This is a genomic window from Amycolatopsis thermophila (genome assembly GCF_030814215.1).
GTDB lineage: Bacteria > Actinomycetota > Actinomycetes > Mycobacteriales > Pseudonocardiaceae > Amycolatopsis_E > Amycolatopsis_E thermophila.
Genome location: NZ_JAUSUT010000001.1, coordinates 7,044,933 through 7,062,449, shown reverse-complemented (window position 1 = coordinate 7,062,449; position 17,517 = coordinate 7,044,933). Strand labels below are relative to the sequence as shown.

Below are 17,517 nucleotides of genomic sequence, written 5' to 3'. Positions count from 1 at the left end.
ACGATTTCCGATGACGGGATGCGATTCCCGTCTCTACTTCGAGGAGCACCGGTGACCTTGGATCCCGATCTGCAGGACATCCCCGGAACCATCGTGTTCACCGGGGACCAGACCCGCAAGGGCTACCACCTCAACCAGTTCTGCATGAGCCTGCGCTCGGCGGAGAACCGCGAGCGGTTCCGCGCCGACGAACGCGCCTACCTCGACGAGTGGCCGATGACCGAGGCGCAGAAACAAGCCGTGCTGAACCGGGACTGGAACGCCGCCCTCGCCGAGGGCGCCAACATCTATTTCCTCGCCAAGATCCTCGCCACCGACGGCACGAGTTTCCCGGAGGCGGCGAGCATCATGACCGGGCTGCCGCTGGAGGAGTACACCGCGATCATGCTGGCCGGGGGCCGGTCTCCAGTGGGGCAGCGATCGATCCGGGAGGGCCGCTGACATGGCACGCATCACCGCTGGCGTGGCCGCCAGCCACGTGCCCGCCATCGGCGCCGCGATGGACCACGACAAGGTTGGCACCGACTACTGGCGGCCGCTGTTCGAAGGCTTCACCTGGACCCGGTCCTGGATGGCGGAGCAGCGCCCCGACGTCGTCATCCTCGTCTACAACGACCACGCCACGGACTTCGACCTCCGGTTGATCCCCACGTTCGCCATCGGGTGCGCCGACACCTTCCAGCCGGCGGACGAGGGGTTCGGGCCCCGTCCGGTGCCGCCGGTCACCGGGCACCCAGAACTCGCCTGGCACCTCGCCCAGTCCCTGATCCTCGACGAATTCGACATCACCATCGCCAACGAACTCGCTGTCGATCACGGGCTCACGGTGCCGATGTCGCTGATGTTCGGCAAGACCGAGGCGTGGCCGGCGCGGGTCATCCCGGTGGTCGTGAACGTCGTGCAGTACCCGCCGCCGACCGGCAATCGCTGCTGGCTGCTCGGTGAGGCGATCCGGCGGGCGGTGCTCAGCTACGACGAGGACCTCGACGTGCAGATCTGGGGCACCGGCGGCATGAGCCATCAGCTTCAGGGCCCCCGCGCCGGGCTGATCAACCGGGACTTCGACGTGGCGTTCCTGAACCGGCTGGTCACCGATCCGCAGGCGCTGCGGCGCATCCCGCACATCGAGTACCTGCGCGAGGCCGGGTCGGAGGGCATCGAGCTGGTCATGTGGCTGATCATGCGCGGTGCCCTCGGCGCGGACGTCAAGGAGTTGCACCGGCATTACCACGTGCCCGCCTCGAACACCGCCGTCGGCCACATCGTTTTGGAGCCGACGTCGTGAACACCGAACGCGGACCGGTCCGGATCGCCCTGGCCGGCACAGGCGCGATGGGCGGCCAGCACCTCGCGGCCCTCGCGAAGGTCCCCGGCGCAGTCGTGGACACGGTGGTGAGCGTGCCCGTCGACCAGGCGCGTGAGGCAGCCGAACGCCACGGCGTTCCCCACGCCGAGCCGGACCTGCAGCGCGTGCTGGACCGGGACGATCTGGACGCCGTAATACTCGCCACGCCCACCCAGATGCACGCCGAGCAAGCGCTTGCGGCGTTGCGCGCCGGAAAGCACGTGCTGGTCGAGATCCCGCTGGCCGACAGCTGGATCGGCGCGCAGCGGGTGGCTGAAGAGGCCGAGCGCACCGGGCTGGTGTGCATGGTCGGGCACACCCGCCGGTTCAACCCCTCGCACCGCTGGGTCCACGACCGCGTCCGATCCGGTGAGTTCACGCTCCAGCAGCTGCAGGTGCGCACTCACTTCCTGCGTCGTAGCAACACCAACGCCCGCGGCGAGCCCCGAACCTGGACCGACCACCTGCTCTGGCACCACGCTGCGCACACTGTCGACCTCGTCCGCTACCAGACGGGCGAGGAGATCGACGTCGCGCACGTGCTCGCCGGCCCACCGCACCCGGAGCTCGGCATCGCGATGGACATGGCGATCCAGCTGCGCACCAGTGGTGGGGTGCTCTGCTCGCTGTCCCTGAGCTTCAACAACGACGGCCCGTTCGGCAGCGACTTCCGCTACATCGGCGACACCGGGACCTATCTCGCCCGCTACGACAACCTCGTCGACGGCCACGATCGCCCAGTGGACCTGTCCACCGTCGACGTTCCGGCGAACGGGGTGGAGGGTCAGGACCGCGAGTTCGTCGCCGCGATCCGGGACGGCCGGACCCCGGAGGCCGCGGTGGCCGCCGTGCTGCCGTCCTACCGTGTGCTCGCCGACCTCGACATCCAGCTCGCTAAGGCAGACCACACCCCGTGAAGACCACACCGGGGCCGGCCAGACTTCGGTTGACACCGGGGTTGGCCGGTTTCAGGCAGCCGTCGCGGCCGTGTAGATGGTCTCAAACTCGACGAGCGGCGCCGTATGGGGAACCGTGGACGACCCCGGTTTCCCGGGTCGTGAACAACTCACCGCACACTTGCGGGCCGCGTGCGGGCTCGACCCACCCGGGATTGGCGGGATCGCCGGGGCGGTGGCGGCGAAGGCTCGCGCCGCCGGTTATGACCGAGTCGGTGGCCCGCCGGCCGGTCGGGGACGGGTCTGCGGACCGAAACGCGCGGAACACACATCTGATTCACAGCTACCACGAGGTTTTTCTCAGATACCTTTCAGACTGACCGGTGATGCTTTCGCCCGTCGGTTCCGTGGTGCAGAGAGAAGGTCCGCGTGCTGGGCAGGCTTCGGAAAAGGAGACGGTGGGCGATCGGAGGCGTCGCCGTCGTCGTGGTGGCCGCTGCTGTGACGCTGTGGCTGGTGACCCGGCCCGCGGACGCGCCGAGCTACCGGCTGGTCGCCGCGAGCACGACCACTCTCAAGCAGACGGTTTCCTCGTCCGGCACGATCGAACCGGCGCAGCAGAGCAACCTCGACTTCGGCGTCTCCGGCCAGGTCACGGCCGTCGACGTGGCGGTGGGCCAGCAGGTCACGGCGGGGCAGACGCTGGCAACACTGCAGTCCGCGTCGCTGGCGGCCGGCGTCGCGCAGGCGCAGTCGTCGCTGGCTTCGGACCAGGCCAAGCTGTCCTCCGACGAGTCCAGCAACGCGTCGCCGGCGCAGCTCAGCGCCGATCGCGCGGCGATCACGGCCGCGCAGAACCAGGTCGACAACGCGCAGGCGGCGCTGAACGAAGCGACGATGACCTCGCCGATCGCGGGCACCGTGGCCGCGGTCAACCTGACCGTGGGGCAGCAGGTCTCCGCCGGCTCCACGTCCTCCGCGTCGTCACCGGCGCAGGGCGGCGGCGCCAACACCAACGGCAGCGGTGGCACCAACGGCGGTAGCGGCAACAACGGCAGCGGTGGCACCAACGGCGGCTCGTCGTCCTCGGCCAGCTCGAGCGCCGCGCAGATCGTGGTGATCTCCACGGGGTCCTACATCGTCAACGCGAGCGTCGACGACACCGAGGTCGGCCAGATCAAGACCGGCGACCAGGCCGTCATCACGCCCAACGGGTCGAACGCACCCGTCTACGGCACCGTCGCCTCGGTCGCCGTGATGGCCGCCGGATCGTCGTCGGTGCCGAGCTACCCGGTCACCATCAGCGTCACGGGCAGTCCGCCGGGCCTGTTCGCGGGCGCCGGTGCGACCGTGTCGATCGTCGTCAAACAGCTGAGCGACGTGCTCGCCGTGCCCAGCCAGGCCGTCCACTACAACGGCTCGCAGGCCACGGTCAACGAGATGGTCGGCGGCAAGCAGGTCAGCAAGCCGATCACCGTGGGGACGTCGGTCGGCGGGATGACTCAGGTCCTCAGCGGCCTGTCCGAAGGGGACCAGGTGATGATGCCGGGGCCGGCCGGTGCGACGGGCGGAACCACGCGTGGCGGCAGCGGCCCCAACGGCCGCACCGGCGGCGCGGGCGGCTTCCCCGGCGGTGGCCGCGGTGGCTTCGGCGGACTGGGGGGCTGACCAGTGCCGGAAGCGGTCATCGACATCACGGACGTCCGCAAGGTGTACTCCACCGGTGTGGTGGAGGTCGGGGCACTGCGCGGCGTCTCCCTGAGGGTCTGCGACGGCGACTACGTCGCGATCATGGGACCCTCCGGATCCGGTAAGTCCACGCTGATGCACATCCTCGGCTGCCTCGACCTGCTTACCTCCGGCCGTTACGCGCTCGCGGGCGAGGACGTGAGCGATCTGTCCGAACTGGAGCTTGCGGCGATCCGCAACCGCCGGATCGGTTTCGTGTTCCAGCAGTTCAACCTGCTGCCCGGCCTGACGGCATGGCGCAACGTCGAGCTTCCGCTGTGCTACTCGGGAGTACGCCGGGCCGAACGCAAGGCGCGCGCGATCGAGCTGCTCGAACGGGTCGGCCTGGGCGACCGGATCGAGCACCGGCCCAACGAGCTCTCCGGCGGCCAGCAGTCGCGGGTCGCGCTGGCGCGCGCGCTGGTCAACCGGCCGTCGCTGATCCTGGCCGACGAGCCCACGGGCGCGCTGGACTCCGCGGCGACCGCCGATGTCCTCTCGGTGTTCGACGAGCTCAACCGGGCCGGCCACACGATCGTGCTGATCACCCACGAGGAGGATGTCGCCGCGCACGCCGACCGCGTCGTGCGCCTGCGCGACGGCGTGATCGAGTCCGATACGTGGCGGGGAGGCGGCCATGGGCTGGCTTGAGACCCTGCGCACGAGCCTGGAGGCGATCCGCGGGCACCGCCTGCGCTCCGGGCTCACGATGCTCGGGATCCTCATCGGGATCGCCGCGGTGATCCTCACGGTCGGCCTCGGTGAGGGTGCGCAGGCGCAGGTCGCGTCCGCGATCAACTCGCTGGGCACGAACCTGCTGGTCATCTCGCCGGGAAGCACCACCAGTAGCAGCGGCGTGCGCGGTGGCACCGGATCGGCGACCACGCTCACGGTGCACGACGCGAACGCGCTCGCCGCACCGGGCGTGGCCCCGGACGTGGCGGCGGTCGCGCCGGCGACGAGCCGGAGCTCGTCGCTGGCCGCGGGTTCGGCGACCTGGACCACCTCCGTCGTCGGTACGACGCCGTCGTGGCTGACGGTGCGCGCCAGGACGGTGGATCAGGGCCGGTTCCTCACCGACGCCGACGAGACCAGCGAGGCGGCCGTCGTCGTGCTCGGTCCCACCACCGCGGAGGAACTGTTCGGCGACAGCGACGCGGTAGGCCGCACCGTGACCATCGGCACCACACCGTTCAGCGTCGTCGGTGTGCTGTCCTCGCAGGGCACGTCGTCCACCGCGCAGAACCAGGACGACCAGGCGATCGTGCCGATCAGCACGGCCGCCGACCGGCTCATCGGCGGCGCCAACCGCACGAGTGTCCAGTCGATCTACCTCGAGGCGACCACGTCGGACACGCTGTCGGCGGCGTACCAGGAGGCCAACCAGGAACTGCTGGCGCTGCACCGGATCACCGACCCCGCCGACGCCGACTTCACCATCGCCAGCCAGCAGTCCCTGCTGACCACGGCGAGCTCGGTGAGCCAGACCCTCACCCTGCTGCTCGGCGGGGTCGCCGCGATCTCCTTGCTGGTCGGCGGAATCGGCGTCATGAACATCATGCTGGTGTCGGTCACCGAGCGGATCCGGGAGATCGGGCTGCGCAAGGCGGTCGGGGCGAGCCCGGCGGTGATCCGTCGCCAGTTCATGGTCGAGGCGTCGGTACTCGGCCTCGCCGGCGGGCTGCTCGGCGCAGTGCTCGGCATCGCCGGTGCACTGGTCCTGCCGCACCTGATCGCCATCCAGATAGCCGTTTCGCCGTGGGCGACGATCGTCGCGATCCTCACGGCGATCGGCATCGGCCTCGTCTTCGGGGTCTACCCGGCCGGCCGGGCCGCCCGGCTCGCACCCATCGAAGCGCTGCGCAGCGAGTAGGAGACAGCGATGATCCGACGCACGGCGTTGACGGTGGTGGGAGGCGCCCTCGTGCTGACCCTGGCCGCCTGTGGCTCCTCGGGCGGCAGCTCAGGTGGTGGCGCCGGCTCGGCGAGCCAGGCCCCGTCCCCCGCCGGGAACGCGGCGCGCGGCCCGGCGGCGTCCGGGACGATCGCCTCGGTCGCCGCGTCGAGCATCGAGGTGCAGAACCCGAGCTCGGGCCAGGTCACGGTGAACTTCTCCGGGGACACGAGGTTCACCCAACGTGTCGCGGCCACCCTGGCCGACGTCGCGAAGGGTTCGTGCGCGGTGGTGGCGGGAACCGGGCAGCCGATCACGGCGAAGACCGTGGAGATCAGCCCGGCCACCGGGAACGGCTGCGGTTTCGGCGGCGGTGCCCGGTCGCAAGGCACCCGGGCCCCGCGGCCGTCGGGCACCAACCGCAACAACACCGGCAGCGGTCAGGCACGCACCGCCGGCACGGTGACCGCCGTGAGCGCCACCGGCTTCACCGTGCACGAGGACAACCCGCAGACCGGCGCGGGCAACGACATCGCGGTGACGGTCGACTCGTCCACCACCTTCACCAGGACCGAGTCCGCCACGGCGAGCGCGCTCAAGGTCGGCGAGTGCGCGACGGCGGACGGGCAGACCGACGACACCGGCACGGTGACCGCCCGGACGATCGGCATCAGCCAGCCGGGGCCGGACGGTTGCGTCACCGGCGGCACCCGCCAGCGCACCGGGGGTACGAATGGCTAAGCGCACCGGTCGGATGCTGGTGATCGCCGGCGTGGTCGTGGTCGTGGCCGGCGGCGTGGTCGTCTGGACGCAGTCGGCGTCCTCGTCCCCCGCCTACCGGACGGCGGTCGCCGGGCCGGCCGTCGCGACCTCCACTCTGGACACCACGGGTACCGTCGCGGCGATCAGCGAGGCCACGCTGTCCTTCCCGGTCAACGGGCAGGTCTCGACGATCAGCGTCCAGGTGGGGCAGCAGGTGGGCGCGGGGCAGACGCTGGCTCAGCTGGACAGCACCCCGCTGGCCGGCCAGCTCGCTTCCGCGCAGTCCACGTTGGCCACCGCCCAGGCGAAGCTGGCCGCCGACGAGTCCGGCCAGACCTCGGCTGCCGGCCCGGGCCACATGACCACCGCGGCCTACCTGACCTCGTCCCCGCAACCCCCCGATCTCGCGGCGCAGCAGCAAGCGGTCGTCACCGCGCAGAAGGAGGTCGACGCCGACCTCAACCAGGTGAAGAGCGACCTGGCCAAGCAGCAGCAGGACTGCCAGCCGGTGCTGAACCCCGCTTCGACACCACCACCGAGCCAGGAGCAGGTGAGCGCCTGCACGGCCGACATCGGCAAAACGCAAACAGACCAGCAGAAGACCGCGAGCGACGAGCGCACGCTCGCCGATGCGGAGAACACGCTGTCACAGACCCTGGCCAACGACAAGGCACCGAGCCCGCGCACCACGCCGCCGAGTCAGAGCTCGGCACCGGCGCCGAGGGCCACGCCCCTTTCGTCGTCCTCGCCGCCCACCCGAGGGTCCTCCAGCGGTGGCCAGGCGAGCGGCAGGAGCTCGGCTGGTGGTCAGGGCTCGTCGGCGGGCGGCGCGAAGTCGACAACACCGGTCTCCGCCGAGCAGCTCGCGGCCGACCAGGCGTCGATCGACGCGGCGAACGCGCAGGTGGCCGTCGCCCAGCAGAACCTGGCGGCCGCGACGCTCGTGAGCCCCATCGCCGGGACCGTCGGCGAGATCGACTTCACCACCGGGCGGCAGGCCACGAGCCAGCAGCACATCGTGGTGTTCGGTCCGGGCTCGAACGAAGTGACCACGGCGGTCAGCGACGCGCAGGCGGGGCAGGTCAAGCCGGGCCAGCGCGTCACCGTGACCCCGGATGGCAGCGGCACGCCGCTGAGCGGGCAGGTCACCTCGGTCGGGATGCTGTCCAGCATGACGTCGTCGTCGGGCACGCCGAGCTACCCGGTCACGGTGTCGCTGCCGGATGGCGGTCCGCAGCTCTACCAGGGTGCGACCGCGTCGGTGTCGATCATCACCGGCACCGCGGATGCGGCCGTTACCGTCCCGACCTCGGCGGTGCACCTGCTCGGCTCCGTCGCGACCGTGACCACCGTCGCGAATGGACAGACCAGGGTTCGGCGAGTGACGGTCGGGGTGATCGGCCCGTCGGTCACCGAGATCACCTCGGGTCTGACCGCCGGCGAGCAGGTGCTGCTGGCCGATCTGAGCCAGCCGCTGCCCACGTCGAACACCAACGGCGTGCGAGGTCTGGTAGGTGGAGGCGGTGGCGCGGCGCGGCGGACGCGTGCCGGCGGCTGAGTCGCCGGCACGCGCGACGTACGGCACGTCGCTGCTTCTCCGGCGACCACCAGCACGGAGAAGGGCACCCAGCCCCGGCCTCTCATGGGACGAGTCATCTCACCGTGACAACCCGCCGGGACGCCGAACGCAAGCATCAGCCGCCACACCGCAGAGCGACCGGAGCGACGGCACCGCACGAGCCGTCCGGTCGCCCCATCTCGTCGGCGTCGCGGCTACTCGGTCCGGCCGCGCCACCGCTGCACCGGTCATGCCGTTCGCCTGGACCACGTCCTCGGCGAGGTGGAGCCAGCACACGTGACAGCGTGATCCTCATGTCGCCGTCCGCACAGGATTGACATAGGCATATTGTCCGAAAGTGGACGTTTTCGCGACGCATCACACCGGGCCGCATTGAGCGCCGATGGGGCACCCGCGTTACCGAGGAGAATGTCTCGCCTGGTGGGTTCGTGGAATTGGGTCGCGCAAATCCGAAACTCCTACCGCCCGTTGCGGATGCAGCACGCCGACAGCCGATCACGGAGCTGCCGGCCGGGGACCCTTGCAGTGATCACCCGGTCACCGCCGGCTTGACGGTTCCGTCGGCGAATGCGCGGAAGGTGGTGGGGGTGGTGTTCTCGGGAGCGTGGCGTTGTTGATGCCCCGTTCGCCGGCGACATCCATGTCCATCATGGACTGGGCCATCGCCTCGGAGACCCCCGGGGCTGGCGCGGCGCGCCGAGGACGTCGGTGACGGTTTCGGCGATCTCGAGGTGGGGGAGGCCTGCACCGCCCGTGTCCTGCCCCGTTCGGGTGTGGTCGAGCAGGTACCCGGCGGCGAGCGGACGCGCCGGTGGTGCGGAAGACGTCCTCCATCACGTGCGACGCGGAGATGTGACCGGCGTAGATCTGCGATCCGCGGCCGAGCGCGGAGATGATCACCACCCGCGGGACAGCGTGGCGGACGAGGGCATCGGCGCCGGGAATGGAGGCGGTCACCCCGGCCGGCATGAGCCAGGAGAACGCGTCGGCGCCGTCGAGGGCGCGATCAACGACCTCGCGATCGCAGTGTGACCCGGCGACGATCCCGGCTCGCTCGCGCACCTCGGCGGGCAGCTTGCCGGAATCGCGGACGACGAGGCGGACCGGCTCAGGCTGCTGCAGTATGCGACGAGCTTGCTGCCGATCTGCCCGGCCGGGGCGGTGAGCACGATCATCGACGATTCCGATCAGAAGAGGAGGCCACGGGCGCGTCCGCGTGCTGGTGCGGCCGGCGGGATCGCGCGCCGGGGTTGCGATCCGCCTGCCGGCGCCTACCTTTGGCGACGTGGTTCTCGTGGGCAGGAGCCGGGAGCTCGCCGAATTGACCCGTGCCGTCGGCGAGGTCGCCGGCGGAGCCGGCGCCGTCGTCACGGTCCTCGGCCCGGCCGGCTCCGGCCGGACGACGATGCTCGCGGAGGCGGCGGCCGTCGCCGAAGCCGCCGGGTTGCGGGTCGCCCGCGCCACGGTCGTGCCCTCCGGCCGGGTGCCACCGTGGGTTCAGGTGCTTCGGGAACTCGAGATCGCCGACGAGGTGATCGAGCCGCTGCTCGGCACGGCGTCCACGGCCGACCTGGAGCGGGTCGCGCGGATGATCGCGGGAACACGCGGACGCCTGATCCTGCTCGACGACCTCGACCGGGGCGACGAGACCACCCGGCGGCTGGCGGCGATGGTGGCGAGCCGCGGCGGAGGCGTCGGGCTGTTCGTGAGCCGGGCCGAGCCGCCCGTGCTGGGCCGGGCGGTGCCGCTGGAACCCTGGCGGGAGGCGGACCTCGCCGCACTGCTGCCGGCGGCGGACGCGGAGCTGCGGCGGGCGGTCTGGGTCGCCTCGCGGGGTCTACCCGGGGCCGCGGTCGCGCTTGCCCGCGAAGTGGACAGCCTGTCCGGCGCGGCCGACCCGATCGCCGCGCTCGCGCTGCGCGCTCCGTCGCGAGCCCAGTTCCTGGAGAGCGATCTCGCGGTGGTGCGCCTGCTCGAGACGGCACTGCACCGGCAGCTCGACGAGCCGACCCGTGCCCGGGTCCTGGCCCGGCTGGCGTCGGAACTGCTCGGTGAGCCCTCGTCGGCCGCGAGGCGGAGGAGGCTGGCGGACGAGGCGTTGTCGCTGGCCCGGCGCGCGGGCGACCCGGGCCTGCTGGCCGACGTGCTGACGGCGCGGCTGAACGCGCTGTGGGATCCCGATGGCGCCGCGGATCGTCTCGCCGCCGCGGCCGAGATCATGGACCTCGCCCGCAGCGGCGGCGATCCGGCGCGCGAACGGGACGCCCTGTTCTGGCGGTTCATCGCCCTGATGGAGTTGGGCCGGGTGCGCGAGGCGGAATCCGCGCTGGCCGCCTTCGAACGCGAGGCCCGGCTCGTCGGTGATCACGCCGCGCTCGTCATGGTGCGGGCCCGGCACGCCATGCTCGCCGTCCTGCGCGGCCGGTACGACGAGGCCGAGGAGCTGATCGCGGCGGTCGCCACCCGGGGAACGCAGGCCGGGCTCGCGGACACCGCGGCGCTCGTCGGGACGCTCAACGGGATGCTGCTGGGCGACCGGGGCACCCGGCAGGACGCCGCCCGGGCGCTACCGGTGCTGCGGGAGACCGCACGGCAGCGGCCGGGCCACTTCTACGAGGCCACGACCGCCTGGGCGCACCTGCGCGCGGGTGAACCGGATCGCGCGCGGGCCGAGGCTGCGCGGGTGCTGGGTACCGTGCTGACCGGCGCGGGCCCGCGCTGGCTGGGTGCGTGTGCCGCGCTCGCCGTGGTCGCGGTCGCGACCGGGGACACCGCGGCGGCCGCCGCGCTCTACGACAAACTGGCGCCCTACCGGTCGCAGTACGTGGTGCTGGGGGGCGCGAACTCGGCTATGGGACCGGTGGCCTACTTCCTCGGTGAGCTCGCGCGTGTCCTCGGCCGCCTCGACGACGCCGTCACCCACTTCGACCGTGCTCTCGCGACGGACGAAGCGGCCGGTGCGCTGCCCGGCGTGGCCCGGGCCCTCGCCGGACTGGCCGAGACGTTGTCCGCCCGGGGCGCCGGTGACGACGTCACGCGGGTCCAGGACGCGCTCCGCCGTGCCCGCTCGATCGCCGAACAGCTCGGCATGACGACCGTGCTCGACCGCCTCCCCTCCCCGGCCGGCGTCTGGATCCTGTCCAGGGACGGATCGGACTGGCTGGTGGAGGCGGGCCCGGAACGGGCGCGGCTGCGGGACTTCCGGGGCCTGGCCTACCTGCGCGCGCTGGTCCTCGCTCCCGGGCGCGACATCCGGGCCGTGGACCTCGCCGCGGGCGGGGCCGGCGTCGGCACCGCCGATCTCGGGCCCACGCTCGACGCCCCCGCGCGGTCGGCGTACCGGCGGCGCCTCACCGAACTCGACGAGGCGCTGCGGGACGCGGACCGGACCGGGAACCAGCGATTGGGTATCGCCCTGGAAGCCGAGCGGGAGGCGCTGCTGGACGAGCTGCGGCGGGCGACCGGGCTCGGCGGCCGGATGCGGCGCGCCGCGCCCGAGGCGGAACGGGCCCGCGTGAACGTCACCCGGGCCATCCGGATCGCCATCGAGCGCATCGCCGACCGCGCGCCCACCGCCGGCGCGCACCTGTCGGCCTCCGTCCGCACCGGTCTGGTCTGCCGGTACGACCCGGTGCCCGGCGGCCCGGACCGCTGGCTGGCCTGAACCGTACGGATCGTTCCGTCCCGGGTTACGCCTTCCCTCGAGACATCCGTCGAGCGAGGAGGAGTTCCGATGACCGAGATCCTGCACGACATCTCAGTGGGCCGCACCGACGCCGCGGTCGACGACCCGGCCGGCCTGCTCGTGTCCGGCCTCCCGCCCGCCGCCCCGGTCGGGATCAGCGTCGAACTGGACTGCGGACCGCAGCGGTACCTGGCGCACGCCGAGTTCGAAGCCGATGCGCGCGGATGCGTCGACACCGCATGGCACGCCAGCCGGGGCGGCACGTACCGGGGGCTCGACCCGTTCGGGCTGTTCTGGTCGGGGCGGCCGGTAGGCCCCGGGGCGAGCGCCGGCCTGGACCCGATGCGCGGTGTTGTCCGGGTGCAGGGGGCCGGTTTCCGCGTCGAGGCACCGCTGACCCGCCGATGGTTGGCCCCGGACGCGATCGTCACCGAGGTCGGCGAGCCGGGCGTCAGCGGTGTCTACGTGCGGCCCGCCGGGACCGGACCGTTCCCCGCGGTGGTCGCGTTCGGCGGGTCCAGCGGCGGGCTCGGGCCGTCGGGCACCTGGGCGGCGGTGCTCGCGCACCACGGGTTCGCCACGATCGCGATCTCCTACTTCGGCGGCCCCGGCCTGCCGCCCGCGCTGGTGGGGATCGAGATCGAATGCGTGGAGCGCGCCATCACCTGGCTGCGCGGCCGGCCCGAGGTCAGCACCGACCCGGTCGGTGTGCTCGGCATCTCGCGGGGCAGCGAACTCGCACTGCTGGCCGGCGCCCACTTCCCCGACGTCGGAGGCGTGGTCGCCATCGCGCCCAGCGGGGTCACCTGGTGCGGGCTCGGCCCGCGCGGCCCGGTGGACGCCGCCGCCTGGACCCACCGGGGGGAACCGGTGCCGTACGCCCCGCTCACGATGACCCAGCGGCCGCCGCGGGGGCGGGCGTTCGCGCTGCGCCCGCTGTTCGAGAGCGCGCTCGCCGACTCGGCGCGGATCCGGGCCGCCGAAATCCCCGTGGAGCGGATCGACGGTCCGGTGCTGCTCGTGTCCGGTGAGGACGACGCGATGTGGCCGTCCGCCCGGATGGCGGAGATCGCCGTCCGCCGCTGGGCCGACCACGGATCGGGGCACCCGGTGCGCCATCTGCGTTACCCGCGGGCCGGGCACACGGGCGTAGGCGTCCCCGGTATCCCGACCGAGCTCGAGGTCCGGCACCCGCTCGACGGAGGTCACTACGCGTTCGGCGGTTCGGCGAGCGGCAACGCGGCCGCGCGGGCCTCGTCCTGGCCGGAGGTCGTGACCACGCTGGCGCAGGCCGCACACCGCGGGCGGCCACGGCCCGCGTAGGGCCGGGCGCGGGAGCAGGTCAGAGGCTGGACAATGCCCGCGACGATGGTTTCCGCCACCCGCCGGGGGCTTCGTCCGGCAGGAAGAACACCTGACCAGGGAGGGTGACCAGCCGCGCGTGCGGGCACGTGGCTGCGGGAGGCCGCGGACCTGGTGCCGGCCGGCCGGCTCGGTGAGTTCGAAGGCAGGTGGCACGCGCCCGGGTGGTGCTGTCCCGACTCGACGAGCAGTTCGTCAGCTGACCTCGCCGTGCCCCTGCCACGGACGCACCAGCACCACCAACCCGAGCACCCCCAGCGCAACGGCGACGAGCATCACCAGCCCAATCGGCAGTGAACTCTCATCGCCGCGAAGATCAGCCCGACGCCGAGCAGGACCACGAACAGCGTCAGCAGGTGATGGCGAAGTTCTCGCCCACGATCACGGTGAGCACGACCTGCGCCACCGCCCCCGCGGCCGCGACGACCACTCCGGCGCTGAGCAGCGTGTTCAGCCGCGCCCTCCGCGAGAGCCCGCCGAACGCCGCTCCGGTGGCCGGCATGCCCACGCCCTTGACGGCGAGGATCAGTGAATACGTGCCGGCCGAGACGCCGTGCTGCCACTCGAAGAGAAACTCGACCCGCTGATGTGGGAGAACAACGCGGCCGAACCCATGCCCAGCACCACGGCCTTCCCCAGCGGCGCCCGCTGCCGCGCGAGGAGGCGGTCGCCGCGATCGCGGTGCCGCGCGGCGGGGCGGTGCTGAAGCCCTCTGGCGCATCCGGCGTTACCTCAGCGTGGAAATCCTCTCGTCACGCATCGCGCGTTCGGGGAACGTGGAGCGGCCGATGTCATGCTCGTCGAAGGAGACGCACACCGTGGTCGTGGAGCTGGACCTCGTGAATCTCCTATGTCAAGCGGCGGCGGGGTCTATCCCGTGATCGGTGTTTCTGGCGGTTCGGTTAGTAGGTTTCGGCGGCCGGCCAGCGGTCACCGAAGGTGATGGCGAAGGCGTTGAGTACGGGCTTCCAGCGCATCGTCCATCGGGCGCGGCCTGTGCCGGTGGGGTCCAGGCTGCGGGTCACAAGATACAGACACTTCAGGGCGGCCTGCTCGGTTGGGAAGTGGCCTCGGGCTCGCACCGCCCGCCGGTAGCGGGCGTTGAGTGATTCGATCGCGTTGGTCGAGCAGATCATTTTTCGGATCTCGACGTCGTAATCGAGGAACGGCACGAACTCGGTCCAGGCGTTGCGCCACAGCCGGACCAGCGCCGGATACTGCGTGGACCATTTATCGTCCAGTTCCTGTAAAGCGGCTTCCGCCGCCGTCGCGTTGGGGGCCACGTACATGGCTTTGAGGTCCCGCTTGAGCGCGTCGGTGTATTTCCGCGAAGTAAGCCGGAACGAATTGCGAATGAGGTGGATGATGCAGGTTTGCACGATCGCGGCCGGCCACACTTGTTCCACCACCTCGGGCAGGCCTTTCAACCCGTCGCAGACAAGGAAGAACCGGTGGGCCCTTCGCATACAGGGACAGCACGATCTCGTCCACATCGGTGAGCCGACGTTGCCGCTTCTTCACAATCTGCGGCTCGAAGGTGGATTCCCGATCCCGCGGCACCTCGATCTCCACCTCGCCGGCCGCGTTCGAGAGCGCCGTCTTCTTCCGTACGCCGTTACGCACATTCGTAGAATCACGTCCCGGCTCGGCGCGGTGTTTTTCGTGACCGAGATGCTCGGTCATCTCCTCATTCAGCGCGGTTTCCAACACGTTCTTGGTGAACAGCTTCAACAGCCCATTCGGGCCGGTCAGCTCCAGCCCCCGCTGCCGGGCCTCGGCCACCATCGCCGCCGCAGCGGCCTGCTCCGGCGACAACGGCTTCTCACTCTTACGTGGACTCACAGCCCCAGATGTCATCACTCACAGTGCCCATCCCGCCGGACCTCAGCCCGGCGTGTCGGGCCAGAAACACCGATCTTGAAACAGTCCCGAGTTCAATGACGTGTTAGCTTCAGGGATGAGGGTGGAAGGCCGGGGCGGTGACCAGTACGTCGGTCTCGTCAACTACCGCATCGATCCGCGGGGTGAGCCGTTTGTCGTCCTGCCGCCGACGTGCAGGGCAGGCCGGCACTCCCTCGCCGTGTCGGGATATCGGGCCGTCGTCGGCAGTGCCGGGCTCGCTGTCGAGTGACTGGCCTGCAGCGCCGGGGAAGTTTCTCAGGACAGCGTGGTACTTCGGCACGTCTGGGCCAGTGGCCGCGCGGGCCGAGTTCGATGACCAGCCGTACGTCGACAGCCCGACTCGGGCGAAAGCTGTAGCTCCGGTCCGAAAGTAGAAGGTCGCGGGTGCTGCACAGTCGGTACGCGCGCGCCGTACGCATCGCCGCCGTCATCAGGCTCCCCAGCTACCGCTGCGCGGGTCAGCGTCGTCCGGCTCCCCTCGGATCGGGTTGCCGCACGAGCGCTGGTCGCCGCGATCGAGGGCCCGACGATTCACGCGTGCGCGAGAGCCCTGTGACGAGTGAGTGTGGACAGTGGCCGCGGCACCGGTGGTCCGGCTGCTCGGGTTTCGCCCGGGACCGGTCGGGCGGTTCCGTGCGGAAGCCGGGTCGGCGCGGGTCCGCGCCACCGTCCCGCTGGGCGCGGAAGCTCCCGCTCGTTTCGGCCTACCACTGCCGGGGTAGCGCCGAGGACTTCCGCGTCTCGTGCTCCCGGCCACGCGTCGACGGAATCTTGCGTTCAGCTGACGAAATCCGGCGCTCGATGCCCCTTGCCGAGGTGAGTAACGACGGTCGGCACGGGTAGCCGGTTGGAGCAGTGGATCGCCTGGACGAGACAGGAGGTGCCCGCGACGAGCGGCGCGGACTGGCTGATCGGCGGCGGGAGCGAGCTTCCCGCCACCTGCCTGAAGACCGTCACGTTGTCGTTGACGGCGTTGGCCGGTCTGCGGCTCGCCCCGCGCCGGGCACTTGCCGAGTTGCGCATCTTCGACCTCGTCGTGATCATCGCGACCGGCGCGATCGTCGGGCGCACCGCGACCGCCCCCGATGGGTCCTTCCTGGTCGGTGCCGCGGCCCTGGTGACCCTGCTGGCGGTGCACATCGTGATCTCACGCCTGCGGTTCGTCCCGCGAGTGGCGAGCGTGCTCGATCACCCGGTGCGCGTCCTCGTCGTGGACGGCGCGGTCGACCACAGGCAGCTCAAGGCCGCGCAGCTGACCGAGGGCGACCTGTACGAGGCACTGCGCGAACGGGGCGTGCACAACCTTGGCGGTATCCGATACGTGCTCTACGAGTCGAAGGGCGGACTGACCGTGGTGAACGACGACGAAGCAACCAGCGACGCGGGCACCACACTTCCGGACGTATGAGGGTAAAGGGGTTCAGGTGTGTCTGTGCGAAGCTTCGTGCGGGAATTTCCGGTCGTGCACCTGGCGATCGGTGTCGTCGGCAACGTCATCTTCTTCGTGGGCAGCGTGCTGTTCATCTGGTCCTGGTCCGAGCAGATCGCGGTCTGGCTGTTCATCGTGGGCTCGTTCGGGATGATGCTCGGCGCGATCGGACAGGCCTTCTACATCCACGAACGACACCGTCTCAACGGCGCGCCGGGGGAGCGGCCGGCGGGCGTCGCGACGCGAAACTGACCAAGCACCACAATGGAGCTCACCGAGTTCAGGGGCTCGGCCCGAGCCCCTGAACGCCCGCTGGCCCAAGTGGTTCTGGCAGTGTTCCCGGCGGCCGCCTCAGCCCGCCGCTCGGACGCGGAAGCCGGGGCCCTCGGCGCGACACCCAGGCGTTGAGCATCGGGGGCGGGTTCAGGTTGACCGCGCGGCTTGTCGACGCCGGCGCCTGCGGTGCGGCGGCCGGACGGTGGCCGCGGAGCCGGGGCCCTCGGTCGCGCGGTCCGCGCCCGGCCCGGGGGTGGCGTCTGGAAGGGCAGGCCGGGTGGCGGGTCGGGCACTGCCGGCTCCGCGACACCGTTTCCGGCGAAGGCGCCGAGCGCACTGTCCGGGCGCCTCCTGTCTCCGGATTGCCGGATCAGCTGTGTCTAACCTTACGTTCGCCTGACGATGCCGCCAGGGGCGCCCGCTGATCGCGGACCGTCTGCGGATCGGTGACCAGGGAGCAGACGGTGAACAGCGCGATCAGGGCCGGCGCGAGGGCGAGCAACCCGGAGAGCGCGATCGCCGCCGCCAAGGTGGGCGCGTTGTCGTCCCGGATCTCGTTGGCGATCCGCCTGACCGCTTCCCACCACCGCCGGAGCCCCCGGATTGACAGGTATTCGTCAGGTAGCACCGTTCATCCGGCGGGACAACGGGTAGCGCCT

At 71.2% G+C, this 17,517-nt stretch carries 15 protein-coding genes and 1 pseudogene; 12 read left to right on the top strand and 4 right to left on the bottom strand.

Translation table 11 applies throughout. The features are described 5' to 3' along the window. Positions 1–51: 51 nt before the first annotated feature. The 8 genes from ligA to FB470_RS34480 all read left to right on the top strand — a co-directional run bounded on the left by ligA (position 52) and on the right by FB470_RS34480 (position 8,183). Positions 52–441: a protocatechuate 4,5-dioxygenase subunit alpha gene (gene ligA / locus FB470_RS34515; protein WP_306998533.1), complete on the top strand. Its 390-nt coding sequence runs from the start codon at positions 52–54 to the stop codon at positions 439–441. A gap of 1 nt (position 442) precedes the next feature. Further along, positions 443–1,285 (top strand): class III extradiol dioxygenase subunit beta, encoded by an 843-nt coding sequence (locus FB470_RS34510; RefSeq protein ID WP_306998531.1) that lies wholly within the window; start codon positions 443–445, stop codon positions 1,283–1,285. Next, positions 1,282–2,262, top strand: coding sequence for a Gfo/Idh/MocA family oxidoreductase (locus tag FB470_RS34505; RefSeq protein ID WP_306998529.1), 981 nt, complete (start codon positions 1,282–1,284; stop codon positions 2,260–2,262). Before FB470_RS34510 ends, FB470_RS34505 begins: the two co-directional genes overlap by 4 nt. Before the next feature lie 408 nt (positions 2,263–2,670). Further along, positions 2,671–3,909, top strand: coding sequence for an efflux RND transporter periplasmic adaptor subunit (locus tag FB470_RS34500; protein WP_306998527.1), 1,239 nt, complete (start codon positions 2,671–2,673; stop codon positions 3,907–3,909). A 3-nt stretch (positions 3,910–3,912) separates the two neighbouring features. Then, the gene (locus tag FB470_RS34495) at positions 3,913–4,620 is read left to right on the top strand and encodes an ABC transporter ATP-binding protein (RefSeq protein WP_306998524.1); all 708 of its coding nucleotides are present in this window, start codon (positions 3,913–3,915) and stop codon (positions 4,618–4,620) included. Beyond that, the gene (locus FB470_RS34490) at positions 4,607–5,842 is read left to right on the top strand and encodes an ABC transporter permease (protein ID WP_306998522.1); all 1,236 of its coding nucleotides are present in this window, start codon (positions 4,607–4,609) and stop codon (positions 5,840–5,842) included. Before FB470_RS34495 ends, FB470_RS34490 begins: the two co-directional genes overlap by 14 nt. Positions 5,843–5,851: 9 nt before the next feature. Beyond that, entirely contained in the window at positions 5,852–6,604 is a 753-nt protein-coding gene (locus tag FB470_RS34485; RefSeq protein ID WP_306998520.1) for a DUF5666 domain-containing protein, read from the top strand. After that, positions 6,597–8,183: an HlyD family efflux transporter periplasmic adaptor subunit gene (locus FB470_RS34480; protein ID WP_306998518.1), complete on the top strand. Its 1,587-nt coding sequence runs from the start codon at positions 6,597–6,599 to the stop codon at positions 8,181–8,183. The genes FB470_RS34485 and FB470_RS34480 overlap by 8 nt, the downstream gene beginning before the upstream one ends. Before the next feature lie 558 nt (positions 8,184–8,741). Here FB470_RS34480 and FB470_RS35955 read toward each other — a convergent pair. Then, positions 8,742–9,575, bottom strand: coding sequence for an NAD(P)H-binding protein (locus FB470_RS35955; protein WP_370876643.1), 834 nt, complete (start codon positions 9,573–9,575; stop codon positions 8,742–8,744). On the opposite strand from FB470_RS35955, the gene FB470_RS34475 reads away from it, so the two are divergent. Beyond that, the gene (locus FB470_RS34475; RefSeq protein WP_306998516.1) at positions 9,490–11,868 is read left to right on the top strand and encodes an ATP-binding protein; all 2,379 of its coding nucleotides are present in this window, start codon (positions 9,490–9,492) and stop codon (positions 11,866–11,868) included. The genes FB470_RS35955 and FB470_RS34475 overlap by 86 nt on opposite strands. A gap of 69 nt (positions 11,869–11,937) precedes the next feature. Continuing rightward, entirely contained in the window at positions 11,938–13,212 is a 1,275-nt protein-coding gene (locus FB470_RS34470) for an acyl-CoA thioesterase/bile acid-CoA:amino acid N-acyltransferase family protein (protein WP_306998514.1), read from the top strand. A gap of 388 nt (positions 13,213–13,600) precedes the next feature. Here the strand turns inward: FB470_RS34470 and FB470_RS34465 are convergent, their stop codons facing one another. Both FB470_RS34465 and FB470_RS34460 read right to left on the bottom strand, forming a co-directional pair. Beyond that, positions 13,601–13,753 (bottom strand): hypothetical protein, encoded by a 153-nt coding sequence (locus tag FB470_RS34465; protein WP_306998512.1) that lies wholly within the window; start codon positions 13,751–13,753, stop codon positions 13,601–13,603. A gap of 400 nt (positions 13,754–14,153) precedes the next feature. Beyond that, positions 14,154–15,108: pseudogene (locus FB470_RS34460) on the bottom strand (IS256 family transposase). Between the two features lie 925 nt (positions 15,109–16,033). On the opposite strand from FB470_RS34460, the gene FB470_RS34455 reads away from it, so the two are divergent. Continuing rightward, positions 16,034–16,561 carry a DUF421 domain-containing protein gene (locus tag FB470_RS34455; protein ID WP_306998508.1) on the top strand — a complete coding sequence of 176 codons (528 nt, stop codon included), beginning with the start codon at positions 16,034–16,036 and terminating at the stop codon, positions 16,559–16,561. An 18-nt stretch (positions 16,562–16,579) separates the two neighbouring features. Further along, positions 16,580–16,834: a YrhK family protein gene (locus tag FB470_RS34450; RefSeq protein WP_306998506.1), complete on the top strand. Its 255-nt coding sequence runs from the start codon at positions 16,580–16,582 to the stop codon at positions 16,832–16,834. Between the two features lie 394 nt (positions 16,835–17,228). On the opposite strand, the gene FB470_RS34445 is transcribed toward FB470_RS34450, so the two are convergent. After that, positions 17,229–17,486 (bottom strand): hypothetical protein, encoded by a 258-nt coding sequence (locus FB470_RS34445; RefSeq protein WP_306998504.1) that lies wholly within the window; start codon positions 17,484–17,486, stop codon positions 17,229–17,231. Positions 17,487–17,517: the final 31 nt, after the last annotated feature.

What these genes read in the sequence shown, in the direction of transcription:
- FB470_RS34510 (WP_306998531.1), top strand. Translation starts at nt 443, where the DNA reads ATGGCACGCATCACCGCTGGCGTGGCCGCCAGCCACGTGCCCGCCATC.
- FB470_RS34490 (WP_306998522.1), top strand. Translation starts at nt 4,607, where the DNA reads ATGGGCTGGCTTGAGACCCTGCGCACGAGCCTGGAGGCGATCCGCGGG.
- FB470_RS34485 (WP_306998520.1), top strand. Translation starts at nt 5,852, where the DNA reads ATGATCCGACGCACGGCGTTGACGGTGGTGGGAGGCGCCCTCGTGCTG.
- FB470_RS34480 (WP_306998518.1), top strand. Translation starts at nt 6,597, where the DNA reads ATGGCTAAGCGCACCGGTCGGATGCTGGTGATCGCCGGCGTGGTCGTG.
- FB470_RS34470 (WP_306998514.1), top strand. Translation starts at nt 11,938, where the DNA reads ATGACCGAGATCCTGCACGACATCTCAGTGGGCCGCACCGACGCCGCG.
- FB470_RS34465 (WP_306998512.1), bottom strand. Translation starts at nt 13,753, where the DNA reads ATGCCGGCCACCGGAGCGGCGTTCGGCGGGCTCTCGCGGAGGGCGCGG.